We start from the raw sequence: 20491 nt of genomic DNA on the forward strand, positions 1-20491 counted from the left end.
CCCGCCCGGGTGGTTAACCTGGCCCCCGGACGACGTACCGGGAGGAGCACGCACGTGGCCGACAGCATGATTTCGCAGCCTCTGGCCGGCTGGGGCAAGCCGGACCTCGATCTCAGCGGGGCGGACTGGCAGTCGAGCAGCCGGGGAGCGGGCGACGTCCAGATCGCCTTCGTCGAGGGGTTCATCGCGATGCGCAACAGCGAGCACCCCGAGAGCCCCTCGCTGATCTTCGCGCCGGACGAGTGGCGCAAGTTCGTGGTCAACGCGCGGGGCGGCGCCTTCGACCTGACCTGACGCGGCCCCGGACCGGGGCGGGAGCGGCGCACCACCGGGGCGCGGAACCGCCGCCCCGGTGGCGCCGAAATCCCCCGCTCCGCCTACGGGGCCGGCAGGGCGGGCCGCCCCCGCCGCCCCGGCCGGCGGCGCTCCGCCACCAGCCGGGTCCACGCGGCCGCCGCCACCAGCAGCCACACCAGGTGCGGCCCCTCGGCCTGCCGGGCCGCCGCCCCCGCCACCAGGACCACGGCCAGGGACGGCCCCACCAGCAGCAGCGTCCCGGGCACCCCGCGGCCCGAGCAGAGCGCCGCCACCCCCGCGACGGCCAGGTACACCCCGAGGCTCCCGCACAGCAGCCAGCGCACCGGCTCCGGGACCGGGTGGTGCGTGTACTCCACCGCGTCGCCGAGCCCGGCCGCGAGCGCCGCCACCGCGCCCGCCACGAAGCAGTGCGGCGGCAGCACCAGCCGCACCGGAAGCACGTCCCACACCAGCAGCGGGACCCCGTCCGCGCCGTGCCGCAGCGACAGCGACCACAGCAGGAGCAGCAGCAGGAACGAGCCGGCGCCGACCGAGTACAGCGCCGCGTCCCACTCCGCTTGCGAGGCGGCCGCCACCACCTGCGCGACCGCCTCGCCGAGCACGATCAGCTGGAACAGGCCGAGCCGCTCCCCGAGGTGCGGCGCGTCCATCAGCGCGGCCGCGGGCTTGGCCGCGATGCGCCGGCCGGGCCCCGCCTCCCGCTCCTTGCGGGCGTACCGCGCGTCCACCCGGGCGGCCAGCGCGGTGCCGGAGACCGAGAACATGACGGTCAGGTCGATGAGCAGGCCCAGCGCCCACAGCGCGTACCGCTCCGTCCCGTCGAACCACATCGACACGACCCACGGCGTCAGCCCCAGCCCCAGCTGCGTGATCGGCAGCTCCGGAACGTACTCCCCGCGCCGCTCCCACGCCTTGCCGGCCAGCGTCCGCACCAGGATGTAGGCGAGCGCGAACGCGCCCGCCCGGTCCTCCCGCACGCCGTGCACCGAGGCCGCCATCACCGCCATCCCGAACATCCCCGCGAGCACGGTCCAGGTACGGACCTCGTCCCCGCTGACGTTCCCGTACACCGTGAACAGCATCCAGCCCGTCCAGAAGGCGAGGAACATCACCGCGTACAGCGCCACGTCGTCCCAGCCGGGGCTGCCGTGCAGCAGGTGCGCCAGCTGGGCGACGCCCGCCACCGCCGTGAGGTCGAAGAACAGCTCCAGCCAGGAGGCGTGGCGCTCGCCCCCCGCGGGCGCCGACACTGCCGGCGTGGATTCGGTCATAGCGGGATGATAGTTAAGGTGGTTGCATGAGCGGCGAGAGTGACCTGAGGAAACTGCTGAGCGGAATGCGCCCCGAACTGAACGAGGGGCGGTACGTGTTCTGCACGGTCCCCGGGGCCACCGCGCCCCCGGCCGGGACCGCCCCCGTCGCCACCGTGCTGGAGGCCGAGGGGCTCACGCTGGTGCTGCGCCAGGAAGACGCCGACGCCGCAGGCCTCGCCTACGACTACACCGCGGGATGGATCACCCTGCGCGTCCACTCGGCCCTCGACGCCGTCGGTCTCACCGGAGCCTTCGCCGCCGAGCTCGCCGCCCACGGGCTCAGCTGCAACGTCATCGCCGGATACCACCACGACCACCTGTTCGTGGCGGCCGACCGGGCGGCCGAAGCCGTCGCCGTACTACAAGAACTGGCCACGCGGTCGGCGGAATAGGAAAAACCCAAAAAGTATCTGATCTTTCCCGGCCGAGCCCTCCTCGCGCACGTACGCGGGCGTACGCTGAGGCCCCCGAACAGGCCTGGGGGGTACCAGCCATGACGGAGCGACCGATCCGCAAACGGCGCGTAATGTTCGAACGCGAGACCGAACTCGCCACCGTGGAAGAGGCGCTGGACCAGCTCACCGGCACCGGTGACGGAGACCCCGGCGGGGGCGGCGCCCTGCTCGCCTTCTCCGGCCCGGCCGGACTCGGCAAGACCACGCTCCTCGCCGAGGTCCGCCGCCGCGCCCACGCCCGCTCCTGCACCCTCCTCGCCGCCCGCGGCGGCGAACAGGAACAGAGCCAGCCCTTCCACGTCGCCCGCCAGCTCATCCAGCCCCAACTGGCCGGCCTCACCGAGCGGCAACTGCGCGCCACCCTCGGCAGCTGGTACGCCATCGTCGGCCCCGCCCTCGGCCTCTGCGCCCCCGAACAGGGCGCCCCGCCCGACCCGCAGGGCCTGCGCGACGGCCTCGACTGGGTGCTCACCCACCTCACCGTCCAGCGCGCCCCCGTCGTCCTCGTCCTCGACGACGCCCACTGGGCCGACCCCGAATCCCTCAGCTGGCTCGCCGCCTTCGCGCCGCGCGCCGAACACCTCCCGCTGCTGCTCGTCGTCGCCTACCGCCCCGACGAACTGCCCGCGCACGCCGAAGCCTTCCGTACGCTGCCCGGCCGGGCCGGACAGCGCCCGCTCACCCTCGCGCCGCTCACCGCCGCCGCCGTCTCCACCCTGATCCGCGAGGCCGTCGGCGAGCACGCCGACGACGCCTTCTGCCGGGAGGCCTGGGCCGTCACCACCGGCAACCCCTTCGAGGCCGTCGAACTCACCGCCAAGGTCCGGGACAAGGGACTGGAGCCCACCTCGGCCAGCGCCCCGCAGCTGCGCGACCTCGTCGCCGCACAGCGCGGCAGCGGCCTAGTCGCCCGGCTGCACAGCCTCGGACCCTCCACCGTCCGCTTCGCCTGGGCCTGCGCGGTCCTCGGCACCGCCATCCCGCAGGACCTCGCCGCCCGCGTCGCCGGCCTCGGCACCGAGGAGGCCGTCGACTCCACCGCGCGGCTGCGCGACGCCCGCATCCTGGCGGGAGGCGCGGCTCCCACCCTCACCGTCACCCTCGCCCTCGTCCCGGAAGCCGAAGCCGACGCGCACGCCTACGGCCACCCCCACCACGACGGCGCCACCGGTGGGCACGCCGGGCCGCTGGAGTTCGTCCACCCCCTGATCGCCACCGCCCTCTACCGGTCCATCCCGGACGCCCTGCGCGTCGCCCTGCACGGCCAGGCCGCCGTGGCCGTCATCGACGCCGGACTCGGCGCCTCCGCCGCCGCCCGCCACCTGCTGGAGACCCACCCCGAAAGCGACCCCTGGGTGGTACGGACCCTGCGCGAGGCCGCCGGCGAGAACCTCCGGGCCGGCGCCCCCGAAGCCGCCCGCCGCCAGCTCGCCCGCGCCCTGCGCGAACCACCGGACTTCGACGAACGCGCCGCCGTGCTCTACGAACTCGGCTGCGCCTCCCTGCTCACCGAGCCCGCGAACACCGTCAACCACCTCCGCGCCGCCCTCGCCGAGCCCTTCGACGACCCCGCCCTGCGCCAGGGCATCGTCATCCGGCTGGCCCAGGTCCTCGCCCACAGCGACCGCCTCGCCGAGGCCTCGGAATCCCTCGCGCGGGAGATCCCCTACACCCAGGACGTGCGCGCCCGGCTGCGCCTGCAGTCCGAGCAGTTCATGTGGGACGCCTTCAACGCCCGCGAGAGCGACTCCCCGGCCCGCTCGCGCCGGCTGGCCCGGCTCGCCGACCGGCTCATCGGGCGCGACCTCACCGAGCGGTACGTCATCGGCCTGCGCGCCTGGGACGCCTGCCTGCGCGGCGAATCCGTCGACACCGTCCTGCACCACGCCCGCCGCGCACTCGACGGCGGCCTCAGCTGGGCCCACGAGGACCGCGGGTTCGAGGTCCCCGTGCTGGCCGCCATGGTCCACATGTACGCCGACCGGCCCGGCCGCGCCGAGGAGCTCTTCGAGGCCGGCACCGCCGAGTTCGAACGGGAGGGCTGGCGCGGGGCGCACCTCTCCTTCGGCTACAGCCTGCGCGCGTACATCCGCTACCGGCGCGGCCGCCTCGCCGAGGCCGAGGAACTCGCCCGGGCCGGGCTGAGGCTCGCCGAGCGCGTGGGGCGGCGCACTCCCGTCCACTGGTACGCCATCGCGATCCTCGCCACCACCCTGCTCGCCCGGGGCCGGGTCGACGAGGCCTGGGAACTGGCGCGGGACCACGAGTTCGGGGAGCCCTTCCCCTCCGCCGTCGTCTTCCCCGACTCCCAGACCGTCCACGCCGAACTGCTGCTCGCCCGGGGCCGGACGAAGGAGGCCGTCGACGAACTGGAGGCGGTGGACCGCAGGCTGACCCCGCGCGGCATCCAGAACCCCTCCTGGTGCCCGTGGCAGCTGCACCTGGCCCGGGCGGTCGCCGGCGACGACCCGGAGCGCGCCCGCGCCCTGGCCGCCGACGCGGTCCGCCGGGCCCGCGCCTTCGGCGCCCCGTCCGGCATCGGCCAGGCGCTCCGCGTCGCGGCCGAGGTCGCCGCCCCCGGCGCCCGCGCCGCGCTGCTGACGGAGGCGGTGGAACTGCTGTCGGCCTCCCCGGCCGGATACGAGCTGGCCCGCGCCCTGACCGCGCTGGGTACCGAGAGCCGGGACACGGAGCTGCTCGCCCGGGCGGTGGCCATGGCCCGGGAGTGCGGGGCCGACGGCCTCGTGGCGCGAGCGACCGAGGCCCTGCTGAGGCTGGGCGGCGCCCCGCCGCGCGGCAGCGACTGGCAGGGCGCCCTCACCGAGGAGGAACGGCGCCTGGCCGAACGGGCGCGCGACGGCGACCCGATGAGGACGGAGCCCGAACGGTCCCTGCTGTCGGCGGTGTGCCGCAAGCTGGGCACGGACCTGACCGGCCTCGCGGAGGCGCTCAACGCTTCCGCCGCCTCTGCCGCCTCCGCCGCCGTCAGCCGAGCCTGAGCCGCCCTCGGCCGCGCCGCTCCCGAACCCGGCGGGTTACGGGAGGATCCCGGCGATCGCCTCGCGCTCGGCGGGGCGCAGCGGCGGCCCGGTCAGCTGCTCCCGGCGCGGCCCCAGGACCGCCGCCAGCAGCACCGGCGGGGTGAACAGCCGGGCGGCGGTGCGCTCCAGGGTCACGACATCGGTGACGGCGCGGGCGACCCGCCCGTTTCCGGTGCTCGTCAGCAGCAGCCGGCGCACGTAGGCCGCGCCGATCCGCTCGGTCAGCGTCGGGCCGTCCTCCGTCGCGCCCGGGTAGAACACGTCGTTGCCGGTGGACAGGGCCCAGGCGGCGCCGACCGGCCCGGCGACGGCCTTCTGCGCGCGGGCGCCGAGCCCAGGCGCCGACCAGCCCAGCGCGCGGACGGTGTCCCGCAGCCCGACGGCGCTCTGCGCGGCCACCGCCATGCCGTGCCCGTACACCGGGTTGTAGGCGGCGGCCGCGTCCCCGAGGACGACGAACCGCTCGGGGAGCCGGGCCCGCTCGTAGGCGTGCCGGCGGTTGACGGTCGTACGGGTGACCGCGACGTCCGTCAGCGGCTCCGTCCCGGATATCAGCTCCCCGACGATCGGATGCCGCACCGACCGGGCGAACGCCTCGAAGAGTTCCGGGTCCTTGGTCGGCTCGCCGCCCCGGGTCCCGGAGAGCGTGACGAGCCAGCGGTCGCCCTCGATCGGCACCAGCGTCGAGGACCGGCCCGGACCTGCCTCCCGCGGATCGGCCTGGACGTTCACGATCACGGGGAAGGTGTTCCCGAGGTCCTTCGGCGCCCGGAAGACCCGGCTCGCGTACACGAGACCGGGGTCGACCGTCCGTACCGCGGCGGCCGGCAGGCCGAACTCCCGCAGCCAGGCGGGCGTACGGGAGGACCGCCCGGAAGCGTCGACCACCAGCCCGGCGGCGAGGACCCGCTCCACCCCGTCGGCGCCGCGCACCCGGACCCCGGTGACACGGCGGGCGTCGCCCTCCAGGCCCAGCACCTCGGTGCGGTCGGAGACGGTGACACGTGGCAGCGCCCGTACGGAACGGCGGACGTGCCAGTCGAGCAGGTCCCGCCCGGCGAGCACGACGTAGTGCGACGGCTCCGCCCAGCGGCGGAACCAGCCGGCGGGCGAGAAGCCCACCATGTTGGTCGGGAGCGCGATCCGGTGTCCGCCGTCGGCCAGCAGCCGCCCCACCGTGCCCGGCAGCAGCGCGTCGATGGCCCGCGCCCCGCCGGACCACAGCAGGTGCGCGTGCCGGGCCTGCGGCAGCCCCTTGCGCGGCCCGGGTCCCTCGGGCAGCACGTCGCGCTCGACGACCACCACGTCGGCGGACTCGGCGAGCGCCGCGGCGGCGAGCATGCCCGCCAGGCTGCCTCCGATGACGACAGCCGTGCGCGGGCCGGACGGCGTATCGCTCATGAGGTCACGCTCTCTGGACGGTCGGCCGGCCCGTAGCGGGCGCGGTGGGCAAGGACGGCGGGGGAGCGGCGCAGGGCCCTGGACACGGCGACCAGGTCCGGGGAACGCATCCCGCCGGGGGCGCCGGTCAGGAGGGTGGCCGCGTCCCCGGCCTCCGGCTCGGGGGCGAACTCGTCGCCGAGGCGCAGCCGGTGGATCGCGGCGATCACCGCGACCGCGTCGGCCGTGGCGGCCGCCCGCGCCGGGCTCTCGCCGCGCCCGGTGGCCTCGCCGAGCGCGCGCAGGCGCACCTCGGGGTCCATGTAGGGCTGGAGGCGCAGGAGTCCGTCGCTGATCCGGGTCCTGCGCTGGACCAGGCGCCGGCTCATGGGGGCCCGCCGCGACAGCCGGATCGTCCCCGTGTCGAGGACGGCCAGCTCCTTCACGAACGGTCCGAGGGAGCGGTACTGCCGGTAGTCCATGCAGAACCCCTGCACCGCCTCGCCGGCGTGCGGGAGGATGAACCCGACGGCGACGAAGAGCGCGCAGACCGACGCGAGCGGCGGGGCGACGTACGTGCTGAGCCAGTCCAGGTCGTTGCCGGCCCAGCGGCTCACGACCGCGATGAGCTTCACGGTGTCGTAGGCGAGGTTCAGGATGAACCCGATGACCAGCAGCACCAGGCCGGCGCGCAGCCAGCCCGACACCTGGCGCAGCCAGGTCCAGGTGACCACCGAGGTGATCGCGCAGGCCGTGGTGTGGGCCAGCAGGTAGAGCAGGATGTGCTCGCGCATCCAGGGCGTGTTGGCGTAGTAGGTGTCCAGGTCCCGCAGCCGTTCGACGGGTACGTCGGCGAACGCGAAGGTGACCCAGAGGCCGGCGACGACCGCGGAGTAGATGACGCCGATCGTCCACGTGGTCCGCCGCACGCGCCGGGGATCGCCGCCGCGCCAGTGGATGATCATCACCAGACAGGCGGCGCAGAACAGCGTGAGCACCGTGTAGACCACCGGCGCCGCGAAGTTGCTGATCCCGCTGCCGCGGTTGATCGCCGCGATGGTCTCGGGGCGGCCGAAGTAGAACACGGCGGAACCCAGGAGCAGCAGACCGCCGACGTTGCGCACGTTGGGGTCGTTGCGCCAGAACCTCATCATCACCGGAAGCCGGATGACGAAGGCCAGGGTGAGGATCGCCGCCGGGATGAAATAGGGGATGTAGTACTTGTCCGAGGTCACCGTCAGCCGTTCGGTCCGCGATAGCCGAGTGTGTTGCCGATGCGGCCGGCCACGCCGCCGCGCCGGGCCGGGCCGGTGGCGGCGTCGTCGCCGGCCAGCCAGGCCCGGCACCGGTCGCCGAGGAGCAGGCCGAAGGTCTCGGCCTCGATCTCGTGGGCGTCCTCGTGGTGCGAGCGCGCGGCGACGGCGGCGTACGTCAGGTCGCTCCCGCCCGGCAGGGACCGGGCCGCCGCGGCGGCGCCGGGGCCGCGGGGGGCCGAGTGGCCCGCCTGCATGTGCCACAACTCGTGCCCGAGGATGACGAGTTGGTGGTCAGGGGTGGTGAACTTCTCCACGACGACGATGTCGTAGTCCTCCATGTTCAGCCACAGGCCCGAGGTGGTCAGCTGGGTGGGGAAGCGCTCGAAGCGCAGGATGATGGGGCGTCCGCCGCGCCGCGCGCTCATCGCGTCGCACAGCCGGCGGAACAGGGCGTGCGGTTCGACGGGCGCTTCGAGCTCGCGATCGAGGTCGAGGGCGGACGTCAGTGCGGCGCACAGCTTGCGCATGGAGCGGGCGACGCTCACGAAGCCCCCTCGGACGACAGAATTCCGGTGATCATGCCGAGCAGCAGTGTCTCCTGTGTACGGGTGAGGGGCTTGCCCGGGGTGGTGTTGCGGGTGGAGAGGGAGACGAGCCCGTACCGGCCTACGAGTTCGGCCATCATGTCACCCCCGGAAACGTGGTCGAGGGACCGGAGCACCGGCTGGAGGGCCCGGCTCACCGCCTGCGCCGGGGTGTCGGTGAGGAAACCGGGGTCGCGGCCGAAGAACGCGGCGATGCGCAGGAGTTCCGCTTCCGATGGCTGGTTCCCCGCCCTGCCGGCGACGAGGTCGGTGATGACGCGGGGGGCGGCGCCGATCGCCTCGGCGATGTCGGCGGCCCGGTACGGGTGCCCGGCCGCGTCGCGGGAGCGCGCGCAGAGGAACGCGGCCCGCCGGCGTGCGGTCTCCCCGGGGGCGGCCTCGGCGGTGTCCTCGCCGCGCAGCAATCCGGCCACGACCTCGGGGGGAACCCCGGTCCTGGCCGCGAGGTCTTCGACGTCGAGCATCTCGGCCGCGGTGAGTTGCCTCTCCTCGGCGAGCGCCCGGATCTGAGCGAGCGTCACGGCGAGGGAAGGAACAGACTCGATCATCTGCCTGCGCTTCCTGTGTCTGAGGGCAACCACTGGGGCGTGCGCGCGCCTGCGCCAAGCCTAGGGTCCCGAAAATACAAGATCCATATTGAGCCAACGATTGTTGTCGAATCGAAAGCGACCCCTCGCCGCCGGCGCCGGCCGGTACCGGGTGGGGGAGGGGCCCGGACGTGGACCGCGTGGTCGGCCGCGGCGCCCCCCGGCCGGAGGCCGGCCCGGAGCCGCGCGAGCCGCGCGGGAGGCCGGGCCCGGGCGATCCGGTGGCCGCGCCGGGCCGAGCCGGGGGTCAGGCCGGAGGTCGGGTCGGGTCGAAGGTGGGGCCGGGCCAGAGGGGCCGGCGTCGGGTCGGGGTCGGGCTGGGGCGAGCAGGGGTCGGGGCGGGGCGAGCCGGGGGCCGGTGTCGGGGTTCGGGTCGGGGTGGGCGGGGCGCTGGGTCGGGGGCGGGTGGGACGGGCGCGGGGGCGGGATCCGGGGCGCGGGTCGGGGGCGGGCCGCGGGGGCGGAGCGGGGTCGGGCGGCGGCCGCCTCGGGGGACGGGGAAGCGGGTGGGGTTGAGGGGGGTAGCGCCGGGGAAGGGGCTCGGGCACGTACCATGGCGGCATGTCCTTCCTCCGCCGCCACCGCGCCGCCACACCCGCCGGCCCGGACTTCGACGTCCTGGCCATGGACCCGGGGGACTGGCCGGGCAATCTCGGGGCCGGGCTGCTCCCCGCCCCCGACGGCAGCTGCCAGGGCGTCTTCCTCCGCTACGACCTCTTCGGCGGACGCGGACCCGCGATGATCATCGGGAACCTCCCCGAGGGCTCCCCCGCCCGGGACCTCGCCGACGGCCAGGTCCCCTTCGAGGTGGCCCAGCTCCTCGACGCCCTGGAGAACGACGAGGACGTCGAGGTCACCGGCATCGAGGACTGCCCCGTCATGCAGGGCGACAACCTCCTCATCGTCCGGAAGGTCAAGCTCTCCGAGGGCCGGATCAGCTGCGTGCAGTTCGACCGCAGTGACAACGTCCTGGTCACCATCGCCAGCTGGGACCGGCCCATCACGGACGACCTGTACGCCCTGCTGAAGCCGCTCCCGGCCGAGCTCTTCCAGCAGGGCTGAGCCCGGCCCGGGCGGCGGCCCGGACGGCGCTCCGGGCCCCCGGGGTGAGCTACGCGTCCGGCTACGCGTCCGCGATGTCGTTCGCCGCCACGTAGCCGAAGGTCATCGCGGGCCCGATCGTCGAACCGGCGCCCGCGTAGCTGTGCCCCATCACCGCCGCGCTCGCGTTGCCCGCCGCCCACAGGCCCGGGATCACCGAGCCGTCGGCCCGCAGCGCCCGCGCCCGCGCGTCCGTCACGATGCCGCCCTTCGTCCCGAGGTCCCCCGGCACGATCTTGAACGCGTAGAACGGCGGCACCCAGACCGGCGCCAGGCACGAGTTCGGCTGCACGTTCGGGTCCGTGTAGTAGTGGTCGTACGCCGTGTCGCCCCGGTGGAAATCGGCGTCGTTCCCGCTCCACGCCTGCGCGTTGAACCGGCTCAGCGTCGCCCGCAGCGCCGCCGCCGGCACCCCGATCTGGCCCGCGAGCGCGTCCCAGGTCCACGCCTTCTTCGCCGCGCCCGCCTCGTACCACGCGTCCGGGAACGGCAGCACCGGCAGGATGTCCTTGAACAGGTACCTGTTGCGGTAGTTCTGGTCCACGATCAGCCACGCCGGGATGTGCGACCCGGCCGCGCCGCGGTCCTTCTCGTACATCACGTGCACCACATCGCTGTACGGAGCCGCCTCGTTGACGAACCGCGCCCCGTTCCGGTTCACGATCAGCCCGCCCGGCAGGGTCCGTTCGGCGAGACAGAAGTACGGCTCGCCGGGCAGCGGGATCGACGGCCCCCACCAGGCGTCCTCCATCAGCCCCAGCGCCGCCCCGGCGCGTTCGCCCGCCCGGATGCCGTCGCCCGTGTTCTCCTTCGCGCCCACCGACCACTGGGTGCCGATCGGCTGCTGCTGGTACCGCGCCCGCATCTCCCCGTTGTGCTCGAAGCCGCCCGAGCCGATGACGACCCCCTTGCGGGCGCGCACGACGCCCCGTACGCCCTCCTTCTCCACCACCACCCCGGTGACCGCGCCGCCCTCCCGCACCAGATCGACCAGGGGGCTGTTCAGCCACACCGGCACCCCGGCCCGCTGGAGTCCCGCCCGTAGCCCGGTGGCCAGCGCCTGGCCCATGGTCAGCGGCTTCTCCCCGCGCAGCGCCGCCTTCGTACCGCGTGCCAGGCATTCGGTGGAGACCGCCAGGCCCCTGGCGGTCACCGCCGCGAGGTTCAGCCACTTGTAGTCCTGGCTGAAGACCACCATCCCGGCCGGCACCGGCATGTACGCCGGGTTCAGATGGGCGAGTTCCGCGCCGAGGACATGGCCGTCGATCTGGTCCGGTTCGATGGAGCGGCCGTTCGGCAGGCCGCCCGGCAGGTTGGGGTAGTAGTCGCTGTACCCCTCCATGAAGCGGAACCTCAGCGGGCTGTTGGCCATCACGAAGTCCAGCATCCGGGGCCCGTTGGCGAGGAACGCCTGCTGCCGGTCCGCCGGAACGTCGGGCCCGACGACGGCGGAGAGGTACGCGGCCGCCTTGGCCGGCGTGTCCGGCACGCCCGCGCCCAGGATCACCGAGTTGTTCGGCAGCCAGATGCCGGCCCCGGAACGCGCGGCCGAGCCGCCGAAGGTCGGGGCCTTCTCGACCACCAGTACGCTCAGCCCCCGCTTGGCCGCGGTGAGCGCGGCGGTCATGCCGGCCGCCCCGGACCCGACCACGACGACGTCGTACTCGCCGAGCGGGGCTCCGTCGGCGGCCCGCGCGGCGGCGGGCAGCACGGCGGCGGCGAGCACCCCCGCCCCGGTCCCGGCGAGGACCGTCCGCCGGGACGGGAGGGGGGCGTGCGCGCCTTCGGTACGGACGTGTTCGGGACTCGCGGGCATGGGCGGGCTCCAGCGGGTGGGGAGGACGGGGCCGAACCAGCACATCTGATGCTGAATCAGAAAAGGTGTTCGGGGGATCATGTGAAGTCAAGGCATACGTGCCAGTCGAACGGGCCGGACCGCCGATCCCCTCCCGGAAACGGCGAAATCCCGTGGCGCGCACACCCAGGTGTGCCCGCCACGGGATCCCCGTGATCACGCCGTCCTCGTCAGCGCGTCCCCACCGCCGCGCGCACCGCCCTGCGGGCCATCCCGCAGTCGTCGTGCAGGCGGCGCAGCAGCAGCCGCTGCTCCTCGCCCGAGGACAGGGAGCCCGCCTGGAGCGGCTGAGCCGGCGCGGTCGCCTGCATCGAGCGCTGCACCGCCGTCTCGGCCATCCGGATCTCCCGGGTCAGCACCAGCATCAGGTTCACCAGGAACGCGTCCCGGGCCGCCGGACCGGCCGACTGCGCGAGGCGGCTGATCTGGCCGCGGGCGGCCGGCGCGTCGCCCAGTACCGTCCACAGCGTGGCCAGGTCGTACCCCGGCAGGTACCAGCCCGCGTGCTCCCAGTCGAGCAGCACCGGCCCCGCCGGGGACAGCAGCAGGTTCGACAGCAGCGCGTCACCGTGGTTGAACTGCCACGGGGTCCCGGACAGCTTCAGCCCGTGCAGCAGCTTCTGCAGGTCACCGAAGTCCCGGTCGGTCAGGAGCCCCAGCTCGTGGTCCCGGTTGATCCGCCGGGCGTAGTCCACCGGGTGCCCGAACAGCTCCCCCGGCGGCTGCCACTGGTTGACCCGGCACACCGCGCCCAGGGCCGCCCGCAGGTCCGGCCGCGGCGGGGCCTCCACCGGATGACGCTGCAGGGCCGCCACCCGGCCCGCCATCCGCTCGACCACCAGGGTGCAGTTCTCCGGGTCCGCCGCGATCAGCCGCGGTACCCGGACCGGCGGACGGTGCCGGACGAACGCCCGGTACGCAGCTATTTCGTGCCGGTACCGCTCCCGCCACTCCGGCGAATGGTCCAGTAAGACCTTCGCGACGGCGGTCATCCGCCCCGTGGTCCCCACCAGCAGGACCGACCGGCCGCTGCGCCGTAGCACCTGCACCGGTGCGAACTCCGGACAGATCCGCTGCACCGAGGCGAGCGCGGTGCGCAGTTGCGCACCTTGCGGCCCGGACAAGTCGATTCTTCCACTGGGCGGCTGCGACGGGGATCCGGGCGCGCGCCGGGCCCGTACGCCACCCTGGGCCGGAGCCGCCGAGCGGCCGGGATCGAGGTAGGGGCCGCCGCCCGCGGGGATGGTGCGGTGCGGCCGGACCGGTGCGGACACGGAGGACGTTGCTGCGTACATGGCGGTTACGGTTCCCTTCGTGCGCCGACGACTTGCGTACGCCGCCCCGCCGGATCCCGTACTTCACCCTGGGGAGTTCCGCCGGTGAACCGGGTCGGGGAGGCGCATTCCTACCTGACACCGCGCTGCGGGTGGCACACCATCTGGCGGACCCTGGCGAACCCTGGCGAATAGTCGCTCGGCATCTGACGGCGGGCTACTGTCAACTCAGCCGAGAACCTGGGGGCTTGACGTGAGCAAAGGTCCAAACACCCGTCTGAACGACTTGTTCGGCCTGGCCGGCTGGTCGAAGGGCGAACTGGCGAGGATGGTCAACCGGCAGGCGGCGGCCATGGGTCACCACCAGCTGGCCACCGACACCTCGCGGGTGCGGCGCTGGATCGACATGGGGGAGACCCCGCGCGAACCGGTGCCCACGGTACTGGCAGCACTGTTCACCGAGCGGCTCGGTCGTGTCGTGACCATCGAGGACCTCGGGTTCGTACGGCAGCGGCGCACCACCAAACGGCAGTCCGACGGGGCCAAGGAGAACCCCGACGGCCTGCCCTGGGCGCCCGAACGCACGGCCGCGGTCCTCACCGAATTCACGGGAATGGACCTCATGCTCAACCGTCGCGGTCTGATGGGCGCGGGCGTCGCGCTCACCGCCGGCACTGCCCTCAGCAACGCCATGTACGACTGGCTGCGTGCCGACCCCACCCCGGCGAAGGCCGCCCCGGCCTTCGGTGACTCCTTCCAGGCCGACCAGGCGGGCTACGACCGCTACGAGGCCGCCCCGATCGGCTCGCAGGAGATCGAGGCCCTGGAGCGTTCCGTCGAGGTCTTCCGGGCCTGGGACGCCTCCAGAGGCGGCGGCCTCCAGCGCAAGGCCGTCGTGGGCCAGCTCAACGAGGTGGGCGGCATGCTCGCCTACCACCACCCCGACCACCTCCAGCGGCGGCTGTGGGGGGTGGCGGCCAACCTGGCCGTGCTCGCGGGCTGGATGTCGCACGACGTCGGCCTCGAACCCACCGCCCAGAAGTACTTCGTCATCGCCGCGCACGCGGCCCGCGAGGGCGGCGACCGGCCGCGCGCCGGCGAGGCACTGTCCCGCGCCGCCCGCCAGATGGTCCACCTGGGCAAGCCGCACGAGGCCCTCGACCTGATGAAGCTGGCCCAGTCGGGCTCCGGCGAGCAGACCCTGCCGCGCACCCGCGCCATGCTGCACACCATCGAGGCCTGGGCGCAGGCCGCCATGGGCAAGGGGCAGGCCATGCGCCGCACCCTGGGCGAGGCCGAGGACCTGTTCGTGTCCGACAAGGGCGACGTACCGCCGCCGAGCTGGATGCAGAGCTTCGACGAGGCGGACCTGCACGGCATGCAGGCGCTGGCCTTCCGCACGCTCGCCGACCACGACCCCTCCGCCGCCCCGGTCGCCCAGCGGCACGCCATGGAGGCGCTGCGGCTGCGGGCCAGCGGACACCAGCGCTCGCAGATCTTCGACTACATCTCGATGGCCTCCGCCTGCTTCATCGCCGACGACCCGGAACAGGCCGACCGCTACGCCCGGCTGGCCCTGGTCTCGATGAACGAGACCTCCTCGCACCGGACCTGGGACCGGCTGCGCGAGATGTACCGGCTCACCGGCCAGTACGCCGGCTACGCCCGCATCGAGGACCTGCGTACGGAGATCAAGCTGGCCCTCCCCAACAGCCCGACGCCGCAGCACGTCGTCTAGGGCGCGGCAGGTGACCACCGGGCACCCGCACCACGTACCCGTCCCGCACCACGTACCCGTGGAGCGCACGAAGAAGGCCGCGCCGGCCGGCGCGGCCCCGATTTCCCCGGCGGCGGCCGCTACCCGCCGACCCGCGCCACCAGCACGCAGGCGTCGTCCTCGCGCTCGCCCTCGCCGAACTCCTCGATCACCATCCGTACGCAGTCCCGCGCCGACCGGGCCGCCGAGAGCCGGGGCGCGAGCTCCAGCAGCCGCTCGGACCCGTCCGAACGGCCGAACTCGATGCCCCGCGGAGTCAGCCCGTCCGTGTGCAGGACGAGTACGTCGCCCGCTTCGAGCCGCTCCTCCGCCTGCCCGTACGCCGCGCCGGCGGTCGCCCCCAGCAGCACGCCCTCCGGCGGCTGTAGCGAGCGGCCCCGGCCGCGGCGGAACAGCAGCGGAGCCGGGTGCCCGGCCTGTGCCCAGGACAGTACGCGGCGCGCGGGATCGTACCGGCAGCACACGGCCGAACCGAGCGCCGGCTGTACGGAGTTCTCCAGGAGCCGGTTCAGCCAGCCCATCAGCGGGCCCGGCTCGATGCCCGCCATGGCCATGCCGCGCAGCGCGCCCAGCATCATCGCCATGCCGGAGGCGGCGGTGACGCCGTGCCCGGTCAGGTCACCGACCGTCAGCATCGAGCTCCCGTCGGGGAGTTCGAGCGCGTCGTACCAGTCGCCGCCGATCAGCGCGTTGTCCGGGGAGGGCAGGTAGTGCGCGGCCGTGTCCAGGGAGCCGGTGCCGTGCTGCGGGAACCGCAGGGAGCCGCCCCACGGGGGGAGGACGGCTTCCTGCAGTTCGACCGCCAGTCGGCGCTCGGTCCGTGCGATCTCCCGGCGCCGCTGGAGCGATTCCCGGGTTTCGCGCACGGCCCGCTCACTGCGCCGCAGGTCGCTGACGTCGCGGAGCACGGCCCACATGGAGGCCGTGCAGCCGTCGTCGTCGAGGACGGGTTCGCCCCGCATGTGCAGGGTGCGGACCCGGCCGTCGGCCCGGACGATGCGGAACTCGCCGTCCAGGGGCCGTCCGTCCACGAGGCAGGCCGTGACCATCGCGGTCAGCAGCGGCTGGTCCTCGGAAAAGAGGGTGGAGCCCAGTTCGTCCAGGGGCAGTGCGCCCGACTCGGGGGACCGGCCGAAGATCTGGAACAGTTCCTCGGACCAGGTGACCTCATCGGTCAGCAGGTTCCACTCGGCGCTGCCGACCCGGGTCTGCCGGTCCTCGGGCGCGGGAACCGGCCCGGACTCGGCCTGTCCCGGGAACGTGACGAGGTCGGGCGCGGGCGGCAGGCCTTCCTTGAGCCGGCCGAGGTGCTCACCGAGGTCGTCGAGGTGGTGCACGGCCAGATCGCAGAGCGCGCGCTGCCAGCGGCCCTGGGCGTCCTCCTCGTCGTCCGCGACGGTGTCGCGGCGGACCGCGTCCACGTCCCCCCGGAGCCGCCGGGTCTGCGTGATCAGCGCGTCCACCGATCCCGGCTCGGGCGGTTGCGCGGGACGGTCCGCGAACAGGTGGGACGGCATGAGCACTCCGATACAGGCGCGGCGCGGCCAAGTCTGAAGGAAGGACCGCTCACGACTGTGGCACAGCGGGCGAGGGCCCGTAAGGCGTTTGGCAACATCCGTAGAGGCGTTGCTTCTGGCATGTGCCTGCGGCCCTCCGGAGGCTCCTCCGATCGTACGAACGAATCCGGTCAGCCCTTCCGGGGCGTTGCCGCCCGCTGTTCGCCCGCCGGTCGCCCGCCCCCCCGGCGGGGGGATCACACCACGAGCGGGACCGGGTGGATCTCGCTGGCCGGGTGGCCCGTGCGCTCGTGGATCCGCATGACCGCGTCCGCCGAGGGCGCCTCGGACAGGCAGTAGACCGTCCCGGAGGCGGGGTCTGCCCAGGCTCGCTCGAAGTGGACCTTCTCTTCCCCCTCGATCGCCAGATCCGCCTTGTGGGCGGCCAGCAGCTGGTCCGCCGTGATGCCGTGCATGCCGTGGTGGACGTCCATGAACTTCGTCACCGCCGCACACCTCCTCGTTCCGTCTCGGTGCGCAGAACCATTCTTTCTCCATCCTCCGCCCACGGCCGGAAACCGGCCCTCCGGAGGGGCCGGCTCGAAGGTACGGCCGATGCGTACGAGCCGTCCGCGCACCCGGACGGGTGCGCGGCGGTGTTCGCGGACTTCGGGGAAAGACCCCCCGAACGGAGGAACCGGCTCGCCACGCTACGTGCCGGTAACGAACCGGGAGCTCCGCGCCGAGCATCGCCGGCCCACAGGACACAGCCCGCAGAACGGATGAACCATGCCGTAAGTGGCTGATCATGCCTGAATGAGGCGTATCAATGCGAAACGCGTGCTGGTCGGCGAACCGCTCGACACCGCGCGCCTGGGCGAGACCCTGCTGCCGAAACGGCTCGCGCTCCCGATCTTCTGCAGCGACCCGCTCTCCTCGGTGGCCTACGCCACCGAGGAGATCCTGCTGATCCTCGCCCTCGGCGGTGTCACGCTGCTCCACCTCACCTGGTACGCGGCCGCCGCCATCGTCTTCCTGATGGTGGTCGTCGTCGCCTCCTACCGGCAGACCTGCCACGCCTACCCCGGCGGTGGCGGCGCGTACGTAGTCAGCGCCGAGAACCTCGGCCAGACCGCCGCGCTCACCGCCGCCAGCGCGCTGCTCGTCGACTACGTGCTGACCGTCGCCGTCTCGGTGGTCTCCGGAGTCGCCGCCATCACCTCCGCCATCCCCGCCCTGAGCGACCACCAAGTCGGCCTCTCCGTGGGCTTCGTGGTGCTGCTCACCCTGATGAACCTGCGCGGCGTACGGGAGTCGGGGCGGATCTTCGCCATCCCCACCTACGGGTTCGTCCTCGTCATCTACGTCATGTTCGCGGTCGCGGCGGTCCGCTACGCCACCGGCGACACCATCCGCGCCGAGTCCGCCGACCTCCCGATCATCGCGGAGGGCACCTTCACCGGGCTCGGCCTGGTCCTGCTCACCATGCGCGCCTTCGCCTCCGGCTGTACCGCCCTGACCGGTGTCGAGGCGATCAGCAACGGCGTGCCCGCCTTCCGGAAACCCAAGAGCCGCAACGCCGCCAACACCCTGGCCGCGATGGGTGCCCTGTCCGTCACCATGTTCACGGGCATCACCGTCCTGGCCATGGCTTACCACGTCCACGTCGCCGCCGACCCGACCGAACTGGGCCTGCCCGCCGGCACCCCGACCTCCACCGCGCTCGCCCAGATCGGCCGCGCCACCTTCGGGAACTGGCACTTCCTCTTCTACCTGCTCCAGGCCGTCACCGCCGGCGTGCTGATCCTCGCCGCGAACACCGCCTTCAACGGGTTCCCGATGCTCGCCTCGATCCTCGCCAAGGACCGCTACGCGCCCCGCCAGCTCTTCAACCGCGGCGACCGGCTCGTCTACTCCAACGGCGTGGTGCTGCTCGCGCTCGCCGCCGTCGCCCTCATCGTCGCCTTCGACGCCCAGCTGACCCGCCTCATCCAGCTGTACATCATCGGTGTCTTCGTCTCCTTCACCCTGTCCCAGTCGGGCATGGTCCGGCACTGGAAGCGGGAACTCGACTCGCCCGGCACCCCCAGGGAGGAGCGGATCCACATCCACCGCCGGCGCGCCATCAACGCCGTCGGCGCCTGCCTGACCGCGCTCGTGCTCGTGATCGTCCTCATCACCAAGTTCACGCACGGCGCCTGGCTGGTCGTCATCGCGATGCCGCTGCTGTTCGTCGGCATGAAGGGGGTCCGGCGCCACTACGAGACCGTCGCGGCGCAGGTCGCCGTCGCCCCCGGGGTCAGGGCCCGCATGCCCGCCCGCCACCACGTCATCCTGCTCGTCGCCGCCGTGCACGCCCCGACGCTCAAGGCCCTCGGCTACGCGCAGGGGCTGCGGGCCGACACCCTGACCGCGCTGTCCGTCGCCGCCGACGAGGAGGACGCCCGCCGGCTGCGGGAGGCCTGGGCGGAACACGACCCGGGGATCCCGCTGACCCTGCTGCACTCGCCGTACCGGGAGGTGATCGGGCCCGTCCTGGCCCACGTACAGGAACAGGCCGCCGCCGAGGACACCGACGTCCTGTCCGTGGTCATCCCCGAGTACGTGGTGGGCCACTGGTGGGAGCAGCCCCTGCACAACCAGAACGCGCTGCGGCTCAAGGCGCGGCTGCTGTTCACCCCGGGAGTCGCGGTGATCGACGTACCGTACCTGCTGGAATCGGCGAAGCAGGTGCGGTAGCCGCCGCCCGCTGGACCACCGCCGCGTGGGCCAGCGCCAGCTCCACCACCTGCGCCGGATCGGACAGCGACCGGCCGGTCAGCTGCTCCAGGCGGCGCAGCCGGTTCGAGACGGTGTTGCGGTGGCAGTACAGCCGCTGCGCGGCGTACGTCGTCGAGCCCTGGCAGGCCAGCCACGTCCCCAGCGTGGTCAGCAGCACCCGGCAGTCCTCCGGCGGCAGCGCCAGCACCGGGCCCAGCACCACCTGGCGCAGCCGGTCCGCGAGCTCGGCCTGGGCCGCGACGAGCGCCGCCGGGAGCCGCTCGTCCAGCAGGGCCGTGCGCGCTCCGCCCCCGGACCCCGGGGCGGTGCGCAGCGCGAGGTCGGCGAGCCGCCGGGCCCGCGCCAGATCGGCGGGGTCCTCCACCACCGGGCTGATCCCGGCCCGCACCCCGAGCGGCGCGAGCCCCTCCCGCAGCGACTCCAGCGGCAGGTGGCCCAGCTCCACCAGGGCGCTCTCCCCGTCGGCCCGGATCCGCCGCAGCACGCGCGGGGCGCCGGACCCGGACTCCAGGCCCTCGCTGCCGGAGCCGCCCGGCCCCAGGACGACCACCGCGAAGCGGCCGCGCTCCGGCAGGCCCAGCTGTGCGGCGGCCTCCGCGGCCGTCCCGGTGCCGTCCAGCAGCGCGTCCAGCAGGGCCGCCCGGTACGCGCGCTCGCGCTCGCCGCGCGCGGCCTCGGCCTGCCGGTACGCCTGCGAAGCGGCGTCCGTCATCTGGTCCAGTACGTCCCACAGCGCCGCGGCTCCCGGCAGCAGCCGGGGCAGCGCGGCCCGGTCGTGCGCGGCCACCGCCTCGACGAGGGTCTGCCACAGCATCCGGCCGCTGTGGCGGTAGGTGCGCAGCAGGGAGTCGAGCGGCAGCCCCTGCTCGGCGCGGAGCCTGCCGGTGGCCCGGGCGTCGGCGATCTCGGGCGCCAGCCCGCGCCCGCTGCGGACCAGGCCCTCGACGGCCTGGCGCAGGGTCAGGTGGATCCGGTCGCGCAGCTCGGCCCGCCCGAGCAGCGCGGCGTACGCGGGATCCTCGGCCAGGGTCCGGTCGGCGAGCCGGTCGGCCGTCACGGCGATCCGGCGGGCCAGGTCCTCGCGTATCTGCTCGATGATCCGATCCATGACCGGCAGGGTGACACGGGGGAGGGGGCGCTGGGGAGGGCCCGAACCGCGCCACGTCCGCTAGCGTGTGCGAAGCACTGCGCGTGCAGTGCTTCGACATGCCGGCTCAGCCGCCCCGCCGGGCCCGTCCCCCGGGTCCGGTGC

Annotated in this window: 16 protein-coding genes; 6 read left to right on the forward strand and 10 right to left on the reverse strand. The window is 73.9% G+C overall.

Annotated features, from left to right (window positions below):
• The first annotated feature begins 66 nt into the window (after nucleotides 1–66).
• On the forward strand, nucleotides 67–294 hold the full coding sequence (locus IE248_RS21195) for a DUF397 domain-containing protein (protein WP_250568806.1): 228 nt from the start codon (nucleotides 67–69) through the stop codon (nucleotides 292–294).
• An 83-nt stretch (nucleotides 295–377) separates the two neighbouring features.
• Here IE248_RS21195 and IE248_RS21200 read toward each other — a convergent pair whose 3' ends face one another.
• Complete coding sequence (locus tag IE248_RS21200) at nucleotides 378–1589, reverse strand: low temperature requirement protein A (protein ID WP_190031403.1); 1212 nt, start codon at nucleotides 1587–1589, stop codon at nucleotides 378–380.
• A gap of 26 nt (nucleotides 1590–1615) precedes the next feature.
• Between IE248_RS21200 and IE248_RS21205 the strand changes: the two genes are divergently transcribed.
• A complete protein-coding gene (locus IE248_RS21205; RefSeq protein ID WP_073798130.1) occupies nucleotides 1616–2023 on the forward strand; it encodes an ACT domain-containing protein in 408 nt (135 codons plus the stop codon).
• A gap of 101 nt (nucleotides 2024–2124) precedes the next feature.
• A complete protein-coding gene (locus tag IE248_RS21210) occupies nucleotides 2125–5085 on the forward strand; it encodes an ATP-binding protein (protein ID WP_190031404.1) in 2961 nt (986 codons plus the stop codon).
• A 36-nt stretch (nucleotides 5086–5121) separates the two neighbouring features.
• Here IE248_RS21210 and IE248_RS21215 read toward each other — a convergent pair whose 3' ends face one another.
• The 4 genes from IE248_RS21215 to IE248_RS21230 are packed head-to-tail and all read right to left on the reverse strand — an operon-like array spanning nucleotide 5122 to nucleotide 8916.
• Nucleotides 5122–6528 (reverse strand): FAD-dependent monooxygenase, encoded by a 1407-nt coding sequence (locus IE248_RS21215; protein WP_190031405.1) that lies wholly within the window; start codon nucleotides 6526–6528, stop codon nucleotides 5122–5124.
• Nucleotides 6525–7742, reverse strand: coding sequence for an MAB_1171c family putative transporter (locus IE248_RS21220; RefSeq protein ID WP_100583758.1), 1218 nt, complete (start codon nucleotides 7740–7742; stop codon nucleotides 6525–6527). The genes IE248_RS21215 and IE248_RS21220 overlap by 4 nt, the downstream gene beginning before the upstream one ends.
• A gap of 2 nt (nucleotides 7743–7744) precedes the next feature.
• The gene (locus IE248_RS21225; RefSeq protein WP_073798145.1) at nucleotides 7745–8290 is read right to left on the reverse strand and encodes a toxin-antitoxin system, toxin component; all 546 of its coding nucleotides are present in this window, start codon (nucleotides 8288–8290) and stop codon (nucleotides 7745–7747) included.
• Nucleotides 8291–8304: 14 nt separating this feature from the next.
• Nucleotides 8305–8916 (reverse strand): helix-turn-helix domain-containing protein, encoded by a 612-nt coding sequence (locus IE248_RS21230; RefSeq protein WP_100583759.1) that lies wholly within the window; start codon nucleotides 8914–8916, stop codon nucleotides 8305–8307.
• Nucleotides 8917–9516: 600 nt separating this feature from the next.
• Here IE248_RS21230 and IE248_RS21235 point away from each other — a divergent pair.
• Nucleotides 9517–10017, forward strand: a complete 501-nt coding sequence (locus IE248_RS21235) for a hypothetical protein (RefSeq protein WP_008742792.1) — start codon at nucleotides 9517–9519, stop codon at nucleotides 10015–10017.
• Nucleotides 10018–10078: 61 nt separating this feature from the next.
• Here IE248_RS21235 and kstD read toward each other — a convergent pair whose 3' ends face one another.
• Nucleotides 10079–11872, reverse strand: coding sequence for a 3-oxosteroid 1-dehydrogenase (kstD, locus tag IE248_RS21240; RefSeq protein WP_190031406.1), 1794 nt, complete (start codon nucleotides 11870–11872; stop codon nucleotides 10079–10081).
• Nucleotides 11873–12081: 209 nt separating this feature from the next.
• Nucleotides 12082–13206, reverse strand: a complete 1125-nt coding sequence (locus tag IE248_RS21245) for an aminoglycoside phosphotransferase family protein (protein ID WP_190031407.1) — start codon at nucleotides 13204–13206, stop codon at nucleotides 12082–12084.
• 232 nt (nucleotides 13207–13438) lie between these two features.
• Between IE248_RS21245 and IE248_RS21250 the strand changes: the two genes are divergently transcribed.
• The gene (locus IE248_RS21250; RefSeq protein ID WP_037794433.1) at nucleotides 13439–14923 is read left to right on the forward strand and encodes a DNA-binding protein NsdB; all 1485 of its coding nucleotides are present in this window, start codon (nucleotides 13439–13441) and stop codon (nucleotides 14921–14923) included.
• Between the two features lie 119 nt (nucleotides 14924–15042).
• On the opposite strand, the gene IE248_RS21255 is transcribed toward IE248_RS21250, so the two are convergent.
• Both IE248_RS21255 and IE248_RS21260 read right to left on the reverse strand, forming a co-directional pair.
• Nucleotides 15043–16479, reverse strand: coding sequence for a PP2C family protein-serine/threonine phosphatase (locus IE248_RS21255; RefSeq protein WP_190031408.1), 1437 nt, complete (start codon nucleotides 16477–16479; stop codon nucleotides 15043–15045).
• Between the two features lie 236 nt (nucleotides 16480–16715).
• Nucleotides 16716–16964, reverse strand: a complete 249-nt coding sequence (locus tag IE248_RS21260; protein ID WP_008742797.1) for an SCO4226 family nickel-binding protein — start codon at nucleotides 16962–16964, stop codon at nucleotides 16716–16718.
• A 310-nt stretch (nucleotides 16965–17274) separates the two neighbouring features.
• On the opposite strand from IE248_RS21260, the gene IE248_RS21265 reads away from it, so the two are divergent.
• Nucleotides 17275–19197, forward strand: coding sequence for an APC family permease (locus tag IE248_RS21265; protein WP_008742799.1), 1923 nt, complete (start codon nucleotides 17275–17277; stop codon nucleotides 19195–19197).
• Here the strand turns inward: IE248_RS21265 and IE248_RS38210 are convergent.
• The gene (locus IE248_RS38210) at nucleotides 19133–20347 is read right to left on the reverse strand and encodes a PucR family transcriptional regulator (RefSeq protein ID WP_190031409.1); all 1215 of its coding nucleotides are present in this window, start codon (nucleotides 20345–20347) and stop codon (nucleotides 19133–19135) included. The two genes, IE248_RS21265 and IE248_RS38210, sit on opposite strands and share 65 nt — an antisense overlap.
• Nucleotides 20348–20491: the final 144 nt, after the last annotated feature.

The organism is Streptomyces goshikiensis (assembly GCF_014650555.1).
Taxonomy (GTDB): domain Bacteria; phylum Actinomycetota; class Actinomycetes; order Streptomycetales; family Streptomycetaceae; genus Streptomyces; species Streptomyces goshikiensis.